Origin of the sequence: Streptomyces sp. NPDC046203 (assembly GCF_040646255.1) — a bacterium.
Taxonomy (GTDB): domain Bacteria; phylum Actinomycetota; class Actinomycetes; order Streptomycetales; family Streptomycetaceae; genus Streptomyces.
Genome location: NZ_JBEYZX010000007.1, coordinates 130,500 through 146,579, shown reverse-complemented (window position 1 = coordinate 146,579; position 16,080 = coordinate 130,500). Strand labels below are relative to the sequence as shown.

General features: G+C 71.2%; 13 protein-coding genes and 1 pseudogene. 10 read left to right on the top strand and 4 right to left on the bottom strand.

All coding sequences use genetic code 11. The features are described from left to right. Nucleotides 1–112: 112 nt before the first annotated feature. From ABZ990_RS08580 to ABZ990_RS08545, 8 genes are all read left to right on the top strand, one after another. Complete coding sequence (locus ABZ990_RS08580) at nucleotides 113–871, top strand: YcnI family protein (protein WP_361227326.1); 759 nt, start codon at nucleotides 113–115, stop codon at nucleotides 869–871. Nucleotides 872–992: 121 nt separating this feature from the next. Continuing rightward, a complete protein-coding gene (locus ABZ990_RS08575; protein ID WP_361227565.1) occupies nucleotides 993–1,655 on the top strand; it encodes an SCO family protein in 663 nt (220 codons plus the stop codon). Continuing rightward, on the top strand, nucleotides 1,652–2,140 hold the full coding sequence (locus ABZ990_RS08570) for a copper chaperone PCu(A)C (protein ID WP_361227323.1): 489 nt from the start codon (nucleotides 1,652–1,654) through the stop codon (nucleotides 2,138–2,140). Before ABZ990_RS08575 ends, ABZ990_RS08570 begins: the two co-directional genes overlap by 4 nt. 24 nt (nucleotides 2,141–2,164) lie before the next feature. Further along, nucleotides 2,165–4,123, top strand: coding sequence for a copper resistance protein CopC (locus tag ABZ990_RS08565; protein WP_361227320.1), 1,959 nt, complete (start codon nucleotides 2,165–2,167; stop codon nucleotides 4,121–4,123). 177 nt (nucleotides 4,124–4,300) lie between these two features. After that, nucleotides 4,301–5,530 (top strand): iron uptake transporter deferrochelatase/peroxidase subunit, encoded by a 1,230-nt coding sequence (gene efeB, locus ABZ990_RS08560; RefSeq protein ID WP_361227562.1) that lies wholly within the window; start codon nucleotides 4,301–4,303, stop codon nucleotides 5,528–5,530. A gap of 200 nt (nucleotides 5,531–5,730) precedes the next feature. Next, nucleotides 5,731–6,666 (top strand): prephenate dehydratase, encoded by a 936-nt coding sequence (gene pheA / locus ABZ990_RS08555; RefSeq protein WP_361227317.1) that lies wholly within the window; start codon nucleotides 5,731–5,733, stop codon nucleotides 6,664–6,666. A gap of 543 nt (nucleotides 6,667–7,209) precedes the next feature. Next, nucleotides 7,210–8,499 (top strand): serine--tRNA ligase, encoded by a 1,290-nt coding sequence (gene serS, locus ABZ990_RS08550; RefSeq protein ID WP_361227314.1) that lies wholly within the window; start codon nucleotides 7,210–7,212, stop codon nucleotides 8,497–8,499. Beyond that, the gene (locus tag ABZ990_RS08545) at nucleotides 8,496–9,302 is read left to right on the top strand and encodes an HAD family hydrolase (protein WP_361227311.1); all 807 of its coding nucleotides are present in this window, start codon (nucleotides 8,496–8,498) and stop codon (nucleotides 9,300–9,302) included. Before serS ends, ABZ990_RS08545 begins: the two co-directional genes overlap by 4 nt. A 198-nt stretch (nucleotides 9,303–9,500) precedes the next feature. Here ABZ990_RS08545 and ABZ990_RS08540 read toward each other — a convergent pair whose 3' ends face one another. After that, nucleotides 9,501–10,106 carry a rhomboid-like protein gene (locus ABZ990_RS08540; protein ID WP_361227309.1) on the bottom strand — a complete coding sequence of 202 codons (606 nt, stop codon included), beginning with the start codon at nucleotides 10,104–10,106 and terminating at the stop codon, nucleotides 9,501–9,503. Between the two features lie 276 nt (nucleotides 10,107–10,382). After that, entirely contained in the window at nucleotides 10,383–11,786 is a 1,404-nt protein-coding gene (lpdA, locus tag ABZ990_RS08535) for a dihydrolipoyl dehydrogenase (protein ID WP_361227306.1), read from the bottom strand. Nucleotides 11,787–11,970: 184 nt separating this feature from the next. On the opposite strand from lpdA, the pseudogene ABZ990_RS08530 reads away from it, so the two are divergent. Next, nucleotides 11,971–12,603: pseudogene (locus ABZ990_RS08530) on the top strand (FCD domain-containing protein); the annotation flags it as partial. Between the two features lie 278 nt (nucleotides 12,604–12,881). Then, the gene (locus tag ABZ990_RS08525) at nucleotides 12,882–14,174 is read left to right on the top strand and encodes an MFS transporter (protein ID WP_361227559.1); all 1,293 of its coding nucleotides are present in this window, start codon (nucleotides 12,882–12,884) and stop codon (nucleotides 14,172–14,174) included. Nucleotides 14,175–14,412: 238 nt separating this feature from the next. On the opposite strand, the gene ABZ990_RS08520 is transcribed toward ABZ990_RS08525, so the two are convergent. Next, nucleotides 14,413–15,132 (bottom strand): ABC transporter permease subunit, encoded by a 720-nt coding sequence (locus tag ABZ990_RS08520; RefSeq protein WP_361227303.1) that lies wholly within the window; start codon nucleotides 15,130–15,132, stop codon nucleotides 14,413–14,415. Between the two features lie 16 nt (nucleotides 15,133–15,148). Then, a complete protein-coding gene (locus ABZ990_RS08515; protein WP_361227300.1) occupies nucleotides 15,149–16,063 on the bottom strand; it encodes an ABC transporter ATP-binding protein in 915 nt (304 codons plus the stop codon). Between the last annotated feature and the right edge of the window lie 17 nt (nucleotides 16,064–16,080).

Sequence of the window (16,080 nt, the reverse complement as noted above, 5' to 3'; positions counted from 1 at the left end):
GGGACCGCGGACGCCCCGCACGCGTACCCGTACGCGTATCCGTACACGTATCCGTACGCACGGGCCGTCCCCCGCACGTATCCCGCGTTCCTCCATCGAGTGGAGTCCTCCCATGAGCACTGCTCTGTCCCGTATCGCCGTCGCGGGCGGAATCGCCGCCTCCGCCGTCCTGCTGCTGTCCGGCACCGCCTTCGCGCACGTGAGCGTGCAGCCGCAGGGCGAGGCCGCCCAGGGCGGGTACGCGACCGTCAACCTGAAGGTCCCGAACGAGCGCGACAACGCCTCCACCATCAAGATCGAGCTCAGCTTCCCGGCCGACCACCCGCTGGCCTCCGTGATGCCGCAGCCGGTCCCCGGCTGGAAGGTCGACGTCACCCGGTCCAAGCTCGCCAAGCCGCTGGAGATGCACGGCGAGAAGATCAACGAGGCCGTCAGCAAGGTCACCTGGACCGCGGACGGTTCGAAGATCGGCCCTGGTCAGTTCCAGCAGTTCCCGATCTCCCTCGGCCGGCTGCCCGAGGACACCGACCGGCTCGTCCTCAAGGCCCTCCAGACGTACGACAACAAGGAGGTCGTGCGCTGGATCGAGGAGCCCCAGGACGGCGCGGCCGAACCCGACAACCCGGCGCCGGTCCTGAAGCTGTCGGCCGCCGCCGACGCCGAGCACGACGGTCACGGCGCCTCGGCCGACAAGAAGACCGACGGCAAGACCGACACCACGGCCGACGCCAAGACCGAGACCGCGGCCGAAGCCAAGACCGAGACCTCGACCACCGACACCGCGGCCCGCGTGCTCGGCGTCGTCGGCATCCTCCTCGGGATCGCCGGAGTCGCCTTCGGTGTCCTGGCCGGCCGCCGCCGCTCGGCCTGACGCCCGTCCCCGAACCGAAAGACGCACCATGTCCGACAAGACACCCCCGGCCGTCCAGACGGCCGGGAGCACCACAGCGGGCGCCGAGGGCCGCCGACCGGGCCGCCGCGCCCCGCTGTTCATCGCCGCGACCGCGATCGCCGCGGCCGTCGCGATCACCATCGCCGTCGGCTCCGGCGACGGCGACGACAGCCCCCGGCCCGGCAGCGCGAACGGCGGTGTCGCCCAGCTCGCCGGCGAGTCCGACACCGCCAAGGCGGCCACCGTCCTCGACCGGCCGTTCACCAAGCCCGACCTGGTCCTCACCGACACCAAGGGACAGAGCTTCGATCTGCGCGAGCGGACCAAGGGCAAGCCGACGCTGATCTACTTCGGCTACACCCACTGCCCCGACGTCTGCCCGCTGACGATGAGCAACATCGCCATCGCCCGCAAGCAGCTCCCCAAGGCCGACCAGGACAAGCTCCAGGTCGTCTTCGTCACCACCGACCCCGCCCGCGACACCGCCGCCGAGCTCGGCAAGTGGCTGCCCGCCGCCGGGGACCCCTCCTTCATCGGACTGACCGGCGACTTCGCCGCGATCCAGGCCGGTGCCCGGTCGATCGGCATCGGCATCGACCCGGCCACGAAGGACAAGGACGGCACGGTCGTCTCCATGCACGGAGCGCAGGTCATCGCGTTCTCGCCGACGACCGACCAGGGCTACGTCCTGTACGGCGAGAGCACCAGCGCCGACGACTACGCCAAGGACCTGCCGAAGCTCATCAAGGGAGAGACCCCGTGAACCGCCGCACCACCACCCTGTCCGCCTTCTCCGCGATAGCCGTCGCCGCCGCGCTCACCCTGACCGGCTGCTCCTCGTCCGACTCCTCGGACGCCTCTCCGAAGGCCGGCGCGGGCAAGCCCGAACTGAAGGTGAGCGGCGCGTTCATGCCGCAGCCCGTGATGGACATGGGCGGCGGTTTCCTCACCATCACCAACACCGGGGACACCGCCGACAAGCTCACCTCCGTCACCAGCTCCGTCTCGGACGACGTCTCGCTGCACGAGACGAAGAACCAGAAGATGCAGCAGGTGAAGGCGTTCGACATCCCCGCCAACGGGGAGCTGAAGCTCGAACGCGGCGGCAACCACATCATGTTCATGCAGATGAAGCAGCACCCCAAGCAGGGCGAGAAGGTCGCCGTCGAGCTGCACTTCGAGAAGTCCGCCGCCCTCAAGGTCGAGCTCTCCGTCGAAGCGCCCAACCACAACCCGAAGCAGCACTGAGCCCTGTGAGGGAGTGACCCACCCATGCTGACCACCGCCCCGCGCCTCGGGCCGGCCTTCGCCCGGCTGTTGCTCGTCACCGCCGCGCTCCTCGGCGCCCTGCTCGCCATGGCGGGCCCCGCGTCCGCGCACGCGGCACTGACCGGCAGCGACCCGCAGGACGGGGCGGTGGTCGCCATCGCCCCCAAGGAGGTCAACCTCACCTTCTCCGAGCAGGTCGCCCTCAGCGACGACTCCCTGCGGGTCCTCGACCCGGCGGGCAAGCGCGTCGACACCGGCGAGATCCGCGACCTGTGCAGCAACGCGACCGTCCGCTACGGGGTCGCCCTGCTGCCCGGTCTGCCCGACGGCACCTACACGGTGGCCTGGCAGGCCGTCTCCGCCGACAGCCACCCCGTCTCCGGGGCCTTCACCTTCTCCGTCGGCGCCCCCTCGAAGACCGCCGTCGTGCTGCCCGACACACCGGTGGGCGGCGGACTCGTCGGCGCGCTGTACGGGACCGCGCGCTACCTCGCGTACGCCGGATTCGTCGTCCTCGTCGGCGGCGGCGCCTTCGTCCTGATGTGCTGGCCGCACGGCGCGGCCGTACGCCCCGTGCAGAAGCTGGTGGTCCGCGGCTGGCTCACGCTGACCGCCGCCACCCTCGCGCTGCTGCTGCTCCGGCACCCGTACACCCGCACGGGCAAGCTCGCCGACGTCTTCGACCTGGACGGGCTGCGGGCCGTCCTGGAGACCAAGACGGGGGCCGCGCTCTCCTCGCGGCTGCTGCTGCTCGGCGCGGCGGCGCTCTTCGTGGCCGTGCTGTTCGGCGCGTACGCCCGGCGGCGCGAGGAGGCCGACCACCGCGACCTCACCTTCGGGCTCGCCCTCGGCGGCACCGTGGTCGCCGCCGGCATCGCCGGGACCTGGGCGCTCGCCGAGCACGCCTCGACCGGGCTCCAGCCGGGCATCGCCATGCCGGTGGACATCCTGCACCTGCTGGCCGTCGCGGTCTGGCTGGGCGGACTCGCCACCCTTCTCGTGGCGCTGCACCGTGCCCCCTCCCTCGAACGGCGGGCGATCGAGCGCTACTCGGCGGTCGCCTTCGGCGCGGTCACCGTCCTCGTCGCCACCGGGATCTACCAGTCCTGGCGGCAGGTGGGCACCTGGTCGGCGCTGACCGGCACCCGGTACGGGCAGCTGCTCATGGTCAAGGCCGGTCTGGTCGCCGTCCTCCTGAGCATCGCCTGGATCTCGCGGCGCTGGGTCCGGCGGGTCGGGGAACCGGCCGCCGGGGAAGACGGGAACGTTGACGGGGACCGGGACGGGAACGGGGACCGGGACGACGATGGGGAGGGCGACGGCGAATCGAGCGAGGTGGAGGCCGCCGACGAGACGGTGGACTCCGGCGAGGCGGGGGTCGGCTCCGAGCGGGCCGAGCAGCTCGCCCGGCAGCGGGCCGCCGTCGCCACCGCGCGCCGGAAGAAGGAGCGGGAGGCCGACCCGGAACGGTCCGGCCTGCGCCGTTCGGTGTTCACCGAGGCCGCCGTCGCCGTCGTCCTGCTCGCCGTGACCACTGTCCTGACCTCCACCGAGCCCGCCCGTACCGAGGAGGAGGCGGGCCCCGGCCGGACCGCGGCCGGTGCCCCCGCCGTCCCCGACCGCCCCGTCGACGTCCGGCTGCCCTTCGACACCGGCGGTACGAACGGCAAGGGCACCGTCCAGCTCACCCTCGACCCCGGCCGTACGGGCGCCAACGCGCTGCACCTCTTCGTGGTGCGGCCCGACGGAAGCGCCCTGGACGTCCCCGAGGTGAAGGTCTCCTTCACCCTGGCGGCGAAGAACATCGGCCCGCTCCCCGTCGTCCCCGACCGCGTCCAGAGCGGCCACTGGAGCGCGTCCGGCGTCCAGCTGCCGATGCCGGGCGAGTGGCTGATGAAGGTGACGGTCCGTACCTCCGAGATCGACCAGACCACCATCCAGAAGACCGTGAAGATCGGCTGACCCGTGAGCAAGTCCAAGAACAAGCTTGTGAATCCGTCTGTGAATCCGTCTGTGAATCCGTCTGTGAGCACGTCCGAGAACGGCCCGGCCGCGAGCACGTCCGGGAGCACGTCCCGGGGCTCGTCCGGGGGCGGCCCGGACGGAGCCACCGCCGAAACCGCGAGCACCACCGTCGAGATGTCCCGGCGCCGGGTGCTCGGCACCCTCGGCGCGGCCGGTGCCGGCGGACTGGTGGTCGGCGCGGTCAGCGGCGCCGGGATCGCCTCGGCCGTCTCGGAGGGGTCCGCCGCCGGCGCGCCCGCCCTCACCACGGTCGGTTCGACCGAGGTGATGTTTCACGGGAAACATCAGGCGGGGATCAGCACGCCGCTGCAGTCCCGCGGTCATCTGGTCGCCTTCGACCTCGTGCCGGGCGCGGGCCGCAAGGAGGCCGCCGCACTGCTGCGCCGCTGGTCGGCGACGGCCAGGACGCTGATGGCGGGCGGGACTCCGGGCACCGACACCGGTGTCTCGCTGGACGCCGGCCCCTCTTCCCTGACGCTGACGTTCGGCTTCGGCCGGACCTTCTTCGACCGCACCGGGCTCACCGCCCACCGGCCCTCGCAGCTCGACCCGCTGCCCGCTTTCTCCTCCGACGTCCTCGACCCCAAGCAGTCGGAGGGCGATCTGTGGGTGCAGATCGGCGCGAACGACGCGCTCGTCGCCTTCCACGCGCTGCGCGCCGTACAGAAGGACGCGGCCGGGGCGGCCCGGGTGCGCTGGCAGATGAACGGCTTCAACCGTTCGGCCGGGGCCACCGCCCAGCCGATGACGGCCCGCAATCTGATGGGCCAGGTCGACGGCACCAACAACCCCGTGCCCGCGCAGGCGAGCTTCGACCAGCAGATCTATGTGCCCGACACCGCGTCCGGCGCGCAGGCGTGGATGGCGGGCGGCTCGTACGCGGTCGTCCGGCGGATCCGGATGCTGCTCGACGACTGGGAGGGGCTGTCCCGGGAGAAGCAGGAGCAGGTCATCGGCCGCCGGAAGTCGGACGGCGCGCCGCTGAGCGGCGGCTCGGAGACCACCCCGCTCGATCTGAACAAGCTCGGGGCGGACGGCAAGACCGTCATCCCGAACAACGCGCACTCCCGGATCTCCGCCCCCGCACAAAATGGCGGAGCGTCGATGCTGCGCCGTCCGTTCAGCTACCACGACGGCATCGCGGCGGACGGGACCCCGGACGCCGGACTGCTGTTCATCGCCTGGCAGGCCGATCCGCTGCGCGGCTTCGTACCGGTGCAGCGCAAGCTCGACCGGGGCGACGCGCTGTCCACGTTCATCCGGCACGAGGCGAGTGGGTTGTTCGCGGTGCCGGGCGGACCGGCCACGGGCGAGTACGTGGGCCAGCGGCTCCTGGAGGCGTAGGGCCTGATCCAGAAGACAGTCCCTGCCCCTTCGAGTCATATGCCAAGGCGGCCGTCGGACCGGTGCGACACCAACGCGACATCAACGCGACACCGGCCCGGCGACCGCTTCGGCCGTCCCCCTCCGCCGCCCGACCCGGCCGCGCGCCGAGGCGTGGACGGGCCCCGGGGACCGGGTTCGCTGCCATTAGGGTGACCCCTATGTCAGCCACCCGGTATACGTATCTCGGCCCCGAAGGCACGTTCACGGAGGCCGCGTTGCGTACGCTGCCCGAGGCCGCGACGCGGGAACTCGTCCCGATGGTCTCGGTGCCGGCCGCACTGGACGCCGTACGCAACGGCGAGGCGGCCGCGGCGCTCGTCCCGATCGAGAACTCGGTCGAGGGCGGGGTGACCACGACCCTGGACGAGCTGGCGTCCGGCGAGCCGCTGACGATCTACCGCGAGGTGCTGCTGCCGATCGCGTTCGCCCTGCTCGTACGGCCCGGGACCACGCTCGCGGACATCAAGACGGTCACCGGGCACCCGGTCGCCCAGCCGCAGGTGCGGAACTGGCTGCGGGCCCATCTGCCGGACGCGGTGTGGGAGTCGGCCGCCTCCAACGCCGACGGGGCCCGGCTAGTGCGGGAGGGCCGGTTCGACGCGGCTTTCGCGGGCGAGTTCGCGGCGGCGACGTACGGCCTGGAGGCCCTGGTCACCGAGATCCACGACGCCGAGAACGCGGAGACCCGCTTCGTGCTCGTGGGCCGGCCGGCCCGCCCGTCGGCGCCGACGGGCGCCGACAAGACCTCGGTGGTGCTGTGGCCCCACGACGACCACCCCGGCGCCCTGCTCGAACTCCTCCAGGAATTCGCGGTGCGCGGGGTCAACCTGATGCTCATCCAGTCCCGTCCGACGGGTGCGGGCATCGGCAACTACTGCTTCGCCGTCGACGCCGAGGGGCATATTTCCGACCGCCGGGTCGGAGAAGCCCTGATGGGGCTGAAGCGCTCGTGCCGGAAGGTGCGCTTCCTCGGCTCGTACCCGAGGGCGGGAGTCTCGGCCGGGGAACTGCCGGCGCTGCGGCGCGGCACCTCGGACACCGAATTCACGGAGGCCTCCGACTGGCTGGCCCGCGCGCAGGACGGCCGGGCCTGAGCCGAGATTGCCGGGCCCGGGACCGGGCCTGAGCCTGAGCCGGAACACCTGTGTCTGACATATGAGATGAGGAAGGGCCGGGCCCGGCACAAGGGCCCCGGCCGCGTGCTGTGCCGTACCCGCCCACAGCTCCGTCAAGTTATCCACAGGACCACAGCTCGACCTGGGGACAAGTCGACATGCTTACAGTGCCGCCGACGCCCCGCCTGGCCCGCCCGGAGCCCGTTCCGCATCCTCCGTTCGCCCCTCTCGTCCGGTATCGCCGCTGTTGAGACGCCCTATCTCCGCAGGGCCGTCGCTTTCTCCGTACGAAAGGGGTGGGAAAATCCCTCCCCCGCCCCCACCTTCCCCCGTCCACAGTTTTTCCGCACAGCCTGTGGATAAGTGAAGCGAAGGTGGGGAGGAAGGCGTGCGCCCGCGCCGATTCCACGCCCCGTCACCCCGATTAAGGAAAGGAAAGAAAGGAAATCAATTCGGGCAAAACGTCACAGATCTATCTTTTATGGAGGGCGGCTCTCCCTGCCACACCGGTAGCCTGGTGGGGTGATTGACCTTCGCCTGCTCCGTGAGGACCCCGACCGTGTTCGCGCCTCCCAGCGCGCCCGTGGAGAGGACGTCGACCTTGTCGACGCCCTGCTCTCCGCCGATGAGCGGCGCAGGTCGTCCGGCGTCCGCTTCGACGAGCTCCGTTCCGAGCAGAAGGCGCTCGGCAAGCTCATTCCCAAGGCCACTCCCGAGGAGCGGGCCGAGCTGCTGCGCAAGGCAGAGCAGCTGAAGACCGACGTGAAGGCCGCCGAGGCCGAGCAGCAGGAGGCCGACGAGACGGCCCGCGCCCTGCTGCTCCGGATCGGCAACCTCGTCCACACCGACGTTCCCGTCGGCGGCGAGGAGGACTTCGTCGTCCTGGAGACGCACGGCACGATCCGCGACTTCGCCGCCGAGGGCTTCGAGCCCAAGGACCACCTGGAGCTCGGCGAGGCGCTGGGCGCCATCGACGTCGAGCGCGGCGCCAAGGTCTCCGGCTCGCGCTTCTACTACCTGACCGGTGTCGGCGCCCTGCTGGAGCTGGCCCTCGTCAACGCGGCGATCGCCCAGGCCACCGAGGCCGGCTTCATCCCGATGCTCACCCCGGCGCTGGTCCGCCCGCGTGCCATGGAGGGCACCGGCTTCCTCGGCCAGGCCGCCGAGAACGTGTACCACCTGGAGAAGGACGACTACTACCTGGTCGGTACGTCCGAGGTGCCGCTCGCCGCGTACCACATGGACGAGATCATCGAGGCCGACAAGCTGCCGCTGCGCTACGCCGGCTTCTCGCCGTGCTTCCGCCGCGAGGCCGGCACGTACGGCAAGGACACCCGCGGCATCTTCCGCGTCCACCAGTTCGACAAGGTCGAGATGTTCTCGTACGTCGCTCCGGAGGACGCCGAGGCCGAGCACCGCCGTCTCCTGGAGTGGGAGAAGCAGTGGCTCACCTCCCTGGAGCTGCCCTTCCAGGTCATCGACGTCGCCACCGGCGACCTCGGCGCCTCCGCCTCGCGCAAGTTCGACTGCGAGGCGTGGATCCCGACCCAGGGCAAGTACCGTGAGCTGACCTCCGCCTCCAACTGCGACAGCTTCCAGGCCCGCCGGCTGTCCATCCGTCTCCGCGAGGAGAAGGAGGGCAAGAAGGCCGTACAGCCGCTGGCCACCCTGAACGGCACGCTGTGCGCCGTCCCGCGCACCATCGTGGCGATCCTGGAGAACCACCAGCTCCCCGACGGCTCGGTGCGCGTGCCCGAGGTGCTGCGTCCCTACCTCGGCGGCCGTGAGGTCCTGGAGCCGGTCTCCAAGTGAGCACCTTCCCCTACCGTCTGGTCGCGACGGACCTCGACGGCACGCTGCTGCGTGCCGACGAGTCCGTCTCGGTCCGGACGCGCGAGGCGCTCAAGGCCGCTGCGGCGGCCGGCGCGGCGCACATCATCGTGACGGGCCGGGGCGTCAACTGGACCCGCCCCATCCTCGACGACCTCGGCTACGAGGGGATCGCGGTGTGCGGGCAGGGCGCGCAGGTCTACCACGCGGGCGAGCGCCGGCTGCTGACCTCGCTGACCCTGGACCGGAGGCTCGCCCAGGCCGCCATGACCAAGCTGGAGACGGAGGTCGGGCCGCTGGCCCTGGCCGCCAGCCGCGACGGTCTGGACGGCGAGGTCCTGGTCGGACCCGGCTACCGGCACCAGGACGGGCCGCTGCCGTACCTCCCGTTCGAGAACCCGGCCGACGTGTGGGCGGAGCCGCTCACCAAGCTCTACATCCAGCACCCGACGCTGACCGACGACGAGCTGACCCGGGTCGCCCGCGAGGCCGTCGGCGGCATTGTCGACGTCGTTTTGGCCGGTCCCGACATCGTGGAGATCGTGCCGCTCGGGCTCAGCAAGGCGACCGGTCTGTCGCTGGCCGCGCGCCGGCTGGGGATGAAGTCCGCGGACACGATCGCCTTCGGCGACATGCCCAACGACATACCGATGTTCGGCTGGGCGGCCCACGGTGTGGCCATGGCCAACGCCCATCAGGAGCTGAAGGCCGTGTCCCACGAGGTGACCGGTTCGAACGAGGAGGACGGCATCGCCGCCGTCCTGGAGCGCCTGCTCGACGCCTGAGGTGTCTGGGGTGCCTGAGGTGCCTGGGGTGCCTGAGGTGCCCGACGAGGCCGTACGCCCGGCTACCGGGTGTACGGCCCACGGGCCCCGGCCCGGTGTACGCGCCCGGCCCTTGGCCCTCGGCCGGACATACGGAAGCGGGGCGGCCCACGCGGTTCGCCGCCGCGTGCTCGAAGCGGCCGCCCCGCTCCCGTTCCTCTAGTGTGCGTCGCCCTCCCCGCCGCCCTCCAGCGGTTTTTCCCTGCTCAGCGGCCAGAAGGCCAACCCGATCAGCAGCGAGACCGCGTGCCCGAGGTCGGTGTACGTGTGGCTGGTGACCAGCGGCACGGCGAAGAACACCACCGCTCCGGCCAGGTAGAACCAGCGCCAGGGCCGCGGCAGCCGGTACGTGAGGATGCCGGCCGAGGCCGCGAGTCCGTAACTGACCCCGATGTCCACGACATGCGCCATGCTGCGCGGCACATCGTGGTCCTGGATCGACTGCAGCACCACCTTCTGGCTGATGAGCGTGGCGGCGACATGCGCGGTGACGACGACGACCAGCCATTTCAGCGTGCCGAGCCAGCGCTCCACGGGCGCGTGCAGGATCTCGAAGAGCACCACGTAGAGGGGCAGGCTCCCCGGGTCCTCGATCCAGAAGGCGCTGCCGAGCAGCGCGCGCATCGGATGCCGGGCCAGCTCGTAGAGATTGCTGCTGTTGCGGTGCATCAGATAGCGGTCGACCGATTCCGGGGCGAGCGCGATCACGAGGCTGGTGAGCGCGACGACCGCCAGCCACACATGCGTACCGGGTGACGAACGCACCCACGACCTGATCGGTCGGGACGGTTCGCCACCCGGTGCGGGGGAGTCGGTGTCGCTGTCGCTCGGCACGTTTCCGTGCCTATCACCTCGAAGAGGGTGAACCATGAGCGAAACCGGTATATCGCCGAGAATCCTCCATGAGCCGGGCGGAATCCCGGCTCATGGAGACGAGTCCCGGCTCATGGAGACGAGTCCCGGCTCGTCGAGAGGAGCCCCTGCTCCTGGGGAGGAGCCCCGGCTCGTCGAGCGCGTCCCGACGCGTCGGGACCGGCCGGATCAGAAGTTGATCATGTGGCCGGCGAGGCCGTGGATCGCTTCCTTGACGGCCTCGCCCAGGGTCGGGTGGGCGTGCACGTTGCGCGCGACCTCGTGGACCGTCAGGTCCCACTGCTGGGCCAGGGTCAGCTCGGGCAGCAGCTCGGTGACGTCCGGGCCGATCAGGTGCGCGCCGATGATCTCGCCGTACTTGGCATCGGCGATGATCTTCACGAAGCCGGTCGGGTCGCCGAGGCCGTGCGACTTTCCGTTCGCGGTGAACGGGAACTTGGCGACCTTGACGTCGTAGCCCCGCTCGCGCGCCTGCTTCTCGGTGTAGCCGAAGCTGGCGATCTGCGGCTGGCAGTAGGTCGCGCGCGGGATCATCGCGTAGTCGAGCTCCATCGTCTCGGCGTCGGCGAGGGTCTCGGCGGCGATGACGCCCATGGACTCGGCGGTGTGCGCGAGCATCAGCTTCGCGGTCACGTCGCCGATGGCGTAGATGTGCGGCACGGAGGTGCGGCAGCGGCCGTCGACGTCGATGGCACCGCGCTCGGTGAGGGCGACACCGGTGTTCTCCAGGCCGTAGCCGGTGATGTTCGGGGCGAAGCCGATGGCCTGGAGGACCTTGTCGGCCTCCAGCACCTTCTGCGCGCCGTCCTTGCCGGTGACGGTGACACGGACCTGCGGGCCGGACTCGTCGATGGCCTCGACCCGGGTGGAGGTGAGGACGTCGATGCCGAGCTTGCGGTACTGCTTCGCCAGCTCCTTGGACACCTCCTCGTCCTCCAGCGGGGCGACCCGGTCGAGGAACTCGACGATGGTGACCTTGGTGCCGTAGCTGTTCAGCACGTACGCGAACTCGATGCCGATCGCGCCGGCACCGGCGATGATGATCGACTGCGGGGCGTCCTCGGCGAGGATCTGCTCCTCGTAGGAGACGACGCGCTCGCTGCGGGCGGTGCCGGGCAGCATCTTCGGGGAGGCGCCGGTGGCGATGATGCAGTTGTCGAAGCTGATCGTCTGCGTGGTGCCGTCGGCCTTCGCCACCTGGAGGGTGTGCGCGTCGAGGAAGGTGCCCCGGCCGTCGAACTCCGTGATGCCGTTCTTCTTCATCAGGTAGTGGACGCCCTTGACGCGGCCGTCCGCGACCGTGCGGCTGCGGCGGAACGCCTCGCCGTAGTCGAAGGAGACCGTGCCGTCGACCTTGATGCCGAAGGTCTTGGCCTCGTGGGTGAAGATGTGGGCCAGCTCGGCGTTGCGCAGCAGCGCCTTGGTCGGGATGCAGCCGACGTTCAGGCAGACACCGCCCCAGTACTTCTCCTCGACGACCGCGACCCGCTTGCCCAGCTGGGCGGCGCGGATGGCGGCGACATAGCCGCCGGGGCCAGCTCCGAGTACGACGACGTCGAAGCGGTCTGACATGACTGACTCCCGAGGGTGATGAGGGTGTTGAGTCCGCGTACGTGCCCACAGTAGCTCCGCCGCTCCTCGCACTCCCGACGCTCCCGGCACTCCCGGGACCCTGGGATTGCAGTTGTAGGATGACTGGGCAACCGGGCGAATGACGGGTGCGGGAAACGAAGCCGACGGACCGCGGAGGACGGCGATGGCATTGAAGGCGGCGGGGCGGACCTCGCTGGTGGACTCGGTGGTCGGACAGCTGCGCGCCCAGCTCGCCCAGGGCGAGTGGTCGGTCGGCGACCGCATCCCCACCGAACACGAACTGGCGCAGCTCCTCGGGGTCGGCCGCAACACCGTCCGCGAGGCGGTCCGCGTGCTGGTCCACGCGGGACTCCTGGAGTCCCGGCAGGGCAACGGCACATTCGTCAGGTCCACCGCCGACCCGGCCGCCGTCCTCAACGGCGTACGGCGCGCGGGCGCACGCGACGTCCTGGAACTGCGCGCCGCCCTGGAGGCCGAGGCTGCCCGGCTCGCCGCGGTCCGGCGCGACACCCACGACCTGCTGCGGCTGCGGGCGGCCCTGACCACCCTGCGCGAGGAGGGCGACCGCAACGCGGACGCCGACCTCGCCTTCCATCTCGCGGTCGTCGAGGCCACCCACAACACGGCCTTCCGCGAGGTGTACCGCTTCTTCTCCACCCAGGTGCACGAGGTGCTGAGCAGCGCCCTCGGCGACCGCGCGATGCCGCCGGTGGACATCGACGCGCACGAGGCCGTGGTCGTGGCCATCGAGCGGGGGGACGCGGAGGCCGCGTCGGCGGGCGCCCGCGAGCTGCTGCGGCTGCCGATGGAGACGAACCTGCTGCTCGCGGGGGCGGGCGGAGGCGACGACGGCACGGACCGGGGCGGGAACGACGGCGGTACGGACCCCGCGTGCGGCGCCCCCGGCGGTACGGACGGTGCGGGCGGCACCGTCGGGAGCACGGGCGGTGCGGGCGGCACGGACGGTGCGGCGGGGCCGGAGGTGTCCCGGTGACGGACGGGACTTCCGGAACGACGGCCGTGAGTACGGGAGGCGCCGAACGGTCCTCGGTACGGTCCACCACCGAGACGGCCATCGAGACGTCCGCCGGGGCGACCACCGGTACAGCCGCCGCGCCGGGGCCGGGCCGCTCCCGGCTCGCCCACCCGGCGCTGCTCCTCCTCGCCATCGTGCTGGCCTCGCTCAACATGCGGGCCGCCCTGTCGAGCGTCTCGCCCCTGGTGAGCGAACTGGCGCAGGAGTACGGGCTGTCGTCGGCGACCGGCTCCCTGGTGACCTCGGTGCCCGTGCTCTTCCTGGGCGCCGGCGCCGTCGTCGCGCCCTGGCTCGGCCGGCGCTACGGCGCCGAACGGGTGCTGTTCACGGCCCTGCTGCTGCTCGCCGCGGGGGTCGTCGTCCGCGTCCTGCCGTCGACGGCCGCGCTCTTCGGCGGCGGCGTCCTCGTCGGCACCGCGATCGCCCTGCTGAACGTCCTGATGCCCGGCCTGGTCAAGCGGGACTTCCCCGACCGGGCCGCGGCCATGACCTCCGTCTACACGGGCGCGATGATCGCGGGCGCCACCCTCGGCGCGGCCGCTTCCGTCCCGCTGGAGCGGGCCCTCGGCGGCTGGCGCGGCTCCCTGGCCTCCTGGTCGGTGCTCGCGTGCGTCGCGGCCCTCGCCTGGCTGCCCCAGCTCCTGATACGCCGGGCCCCGCTCCAGACGCACACGCGCGTGGGCGCGGGAACGGGCACGGGGACGGGTACGGGGACGGGTACGGCGGTGGCGCCGGAGACGGTGGCGCACGCCCTGGAGCGCCGCTCGGTGTGGCGCTCGCCGCTCGCCTGGCAGGTGACCCTGTTCATGGGCTTCCAGTCGCTGTGGACGTACGTGCTGATCGCCTGGATGCCGACGATCTTCACCGACCACGGCATGGACCGGTCGACCGCCGGTGTCGTCTTCGCCTTCAACAACCTGGTCCAGGTCGCGGGCGCCTTCGCCGTCCCCCTGCTGGCCGGCCGGATGCGCAGCCAGCGCCCACTGATCGCGCTCGTCACCTCGATGGTCGCGGCCGGGTACGTGGGCCTGATGGTGGCCCCGGTCGAGGGTGCCTGGCTGTGGTCGGCCGCCCTCGGCATCGGCCAGGGCGGGGCGGTGGGCCTCGCGCTCACCCTGATCGTGCTGCGCTCGGGCGACGCGATGACGGCCGCCCGGCTCTCCGGCATGGCCCAGACCGTCGGCTATCTCCTCGCCGCCTTCGGCCCGCTGGCCGCCGGCACCCTGCACCAGGCGACCGGCTCCTGGACGGCACCGATCGTCACGGTCCTCGGCGTGTGCGCGGCGGCGCTGGTGGTGGGGCTGCTCGCGGCCCGCGATCGTACGGTGTAGAAGCGGGCTCGTACAGCGTAAGAACCCTGGTCCCGAAAGGCCCTTGAAGCAAGAGAAGCACTACGGGCTCCGGGCGCGCCTCCTCGAAGGAGACGGCGCCCGGAGCCCGTTCGCGTACCCCGTACGCGTGCGTGGACCCGTGACTCGGACCCATGACCCGTACGCGTACCGCTACGCGTACTTCTACGCGCGCGTGGAGACGTCCGTACGCTCCGTACGCTCCGTACGGTCCGTACGCCTACTCCTCGCCCGCCACGCTCATCGTCCGCAGCTTGTACCCCGCGAACCAGGTCGCCACGACCGTCACGACGGCCAGCAGCACCACGGCCGTCGGCAGTCCGACCTCGGAGCTGACGAGGCCGTCCCCGGTGACCTTCTCGGCCAGCGCGAGCGCCCACTGCTGGACGCTGAGGGTACGGGCGCCCGCGATCAGCGAGCCGAACAGGGCCTCCCACACCAGGGCGTAGACCAGACCGATCACGACGGCGTGCCGGCTGACCGTGCCGAGCAGCAGGAAGAGCGCGCTGTACGCGATGGACGCGACGAGGGCGGCGACGGTGTAGGCGACGGCGACCTGCTGTCCGTTGCCGTTCAGGATGTATCCGGCGATGAACGTCGGCAGGGCCGAGAAGACCATGGTCACGGCGATGGCGACGATCAGCTTGGTGAAGACGATCACCGGCCGCTTCACCGGCTTGGCCAGCAGATAGACGATCGAGCCGTCGTCGATCTCCGGTCCGATCGCGCCGGTTCCGGCGATCACGCCGATCAGCGGCACCATCGTGGCGAGCGCGAACCCGCCGAGGACGTCGGCGGCGACCTGGTCGTCGGCACCGTTGAACATCCGGACCGCGACGGCGATCAGGATCAGCATCGCGGGCAGCGCGAAGAGGATCAGCGCCCGCTTGCGGCCGAGCAGGGCCCGGTAGGTGAGCCGGGCGACGGTGGGGTTGTACATGGGAGTCGGGCTCCTTTCAGGCCGCTACGAGATACGAGAAGACGGATTCGAGGGACTCGTCCGAGGGCGAGACCGTCAGCAGCCGGATGCCGCGCTCGCGGGCGACTTGCGGCAGCAGTTCGGTGAACCGGCCGAAGTCCACGGCCTGGATCCGCAGTCCTCCGCCGTCCGCGTGGTCGACCTCGATCCCGGCCGTCGACGGGTCGGCGATCAGCGCGGCGGCCAGCGCCCGGTCGTCGCTGGAGCGCACCAGATAGCGGTGCGGCCGGTCGGTCATCAGCCGGCGGATGCGCCGGAAGTCGCCGGAGGCGGCGTGCCGTCCGGCCACGATCACCTCGATGTGCGAGGCGAGCTGTTCGACCTCCTCCAGGATGTGCGAGGAGAACAGGACCGTACGGCCCTCGGCCCCCATCCGGCGCAGCAGCTCCATCAGCTGCATGCGCTGGCGCGGGTCCATGCCGTTGAACGGCTCGTCGAGCAGCAGCACGGACGGCTCGTGGACGAGGGCCGAGGCCATCTTCACGCGCTGCCGCATGCCCTTGCTGTACGTGGAGATCTTGCGATCCTGGGCATATTCCATTTCCACCGTGGCCAGCGCCCGCCGCGCCTCCTCGTCGCCGAGGCCCTGCAGTTCGGCGTTGGCGACGACGAACTCGCGCCCGGTGAGGAAGTCGTACATGGCCTCCCGTTCGGGGACGATGCCGATCGAGCGGTAGACGGACTCGTTGCGCCAGATCGTCGTCCCGTCGAGGGTGACGCTGCCGGCGGAGGGGGCGAGGAAGCCGCCCATCATGTTGATGAGGGTGGACTTCCCGGCGCCGTTGGGGCCGAGCAGGCCGGTGACACCCGGGCCGATGGTCATGGTGACGTCGTTGACGGCCACGACGTTGCCGAACCAGCGGGAGACATGGTCGATGGTGAGAACGCTCATGAGCGCGGCCCGTTCTG

Excerpts from the sequence above, each read along its gene's own strand:
- ABZ990_RS08565 (WP_361227320.1), top strand. The coding sequence starts at position 2,165 with ATGCTGACCACCGCCCCGCGCCTCGGGCCGGCCTTCGCCCGGCTGTTG.
- ABZ990_RS08520 (WP_361227303.1), bottom strand. The coding sequence starts at position 15,132 with ATGTACAACCCCACCGTCGCCCGGCTCACCTACCGGGCCCTGCTCGGC.
- ABZ990_RS08515 (WP_361227300.1), bottom strand. The coding sequence starts at position 16,063 with ATGAGCGTTCTCACCATCGACCATGTCTCCCGCTGGTTCGGCAACGTC.
- pheA (WP_361227317.1), top strand. The coding sequence starts at position 5,731 with ATGTCAGCCACCCGGTATACGTATCTCGGCCCCGAAGGCACGTTCACG.
- efeB (WP_361227562.1), top strand. The coding sequence starts at position 4,301 with ATGTCCCGGCGCCGGGTGCTCGGCACCCTCGGCGCGGCCGGTGCCGGC.
- lpdA (WP_361227306.1), bottom strand. The coding sequence starts at position 11,786 with ATGTCAGACCGCTTCGACGTCGTCGTACTCGGAGCTGGCCCCGGCGGC.
- ABZ990_RS08580 (WP_361227326.1), top strand. The coding sequence starts at position 113 with ATGAGCACTGCTCTGTCCCGTATCGCCGTCGCGGGCGGAATCGCCGCC.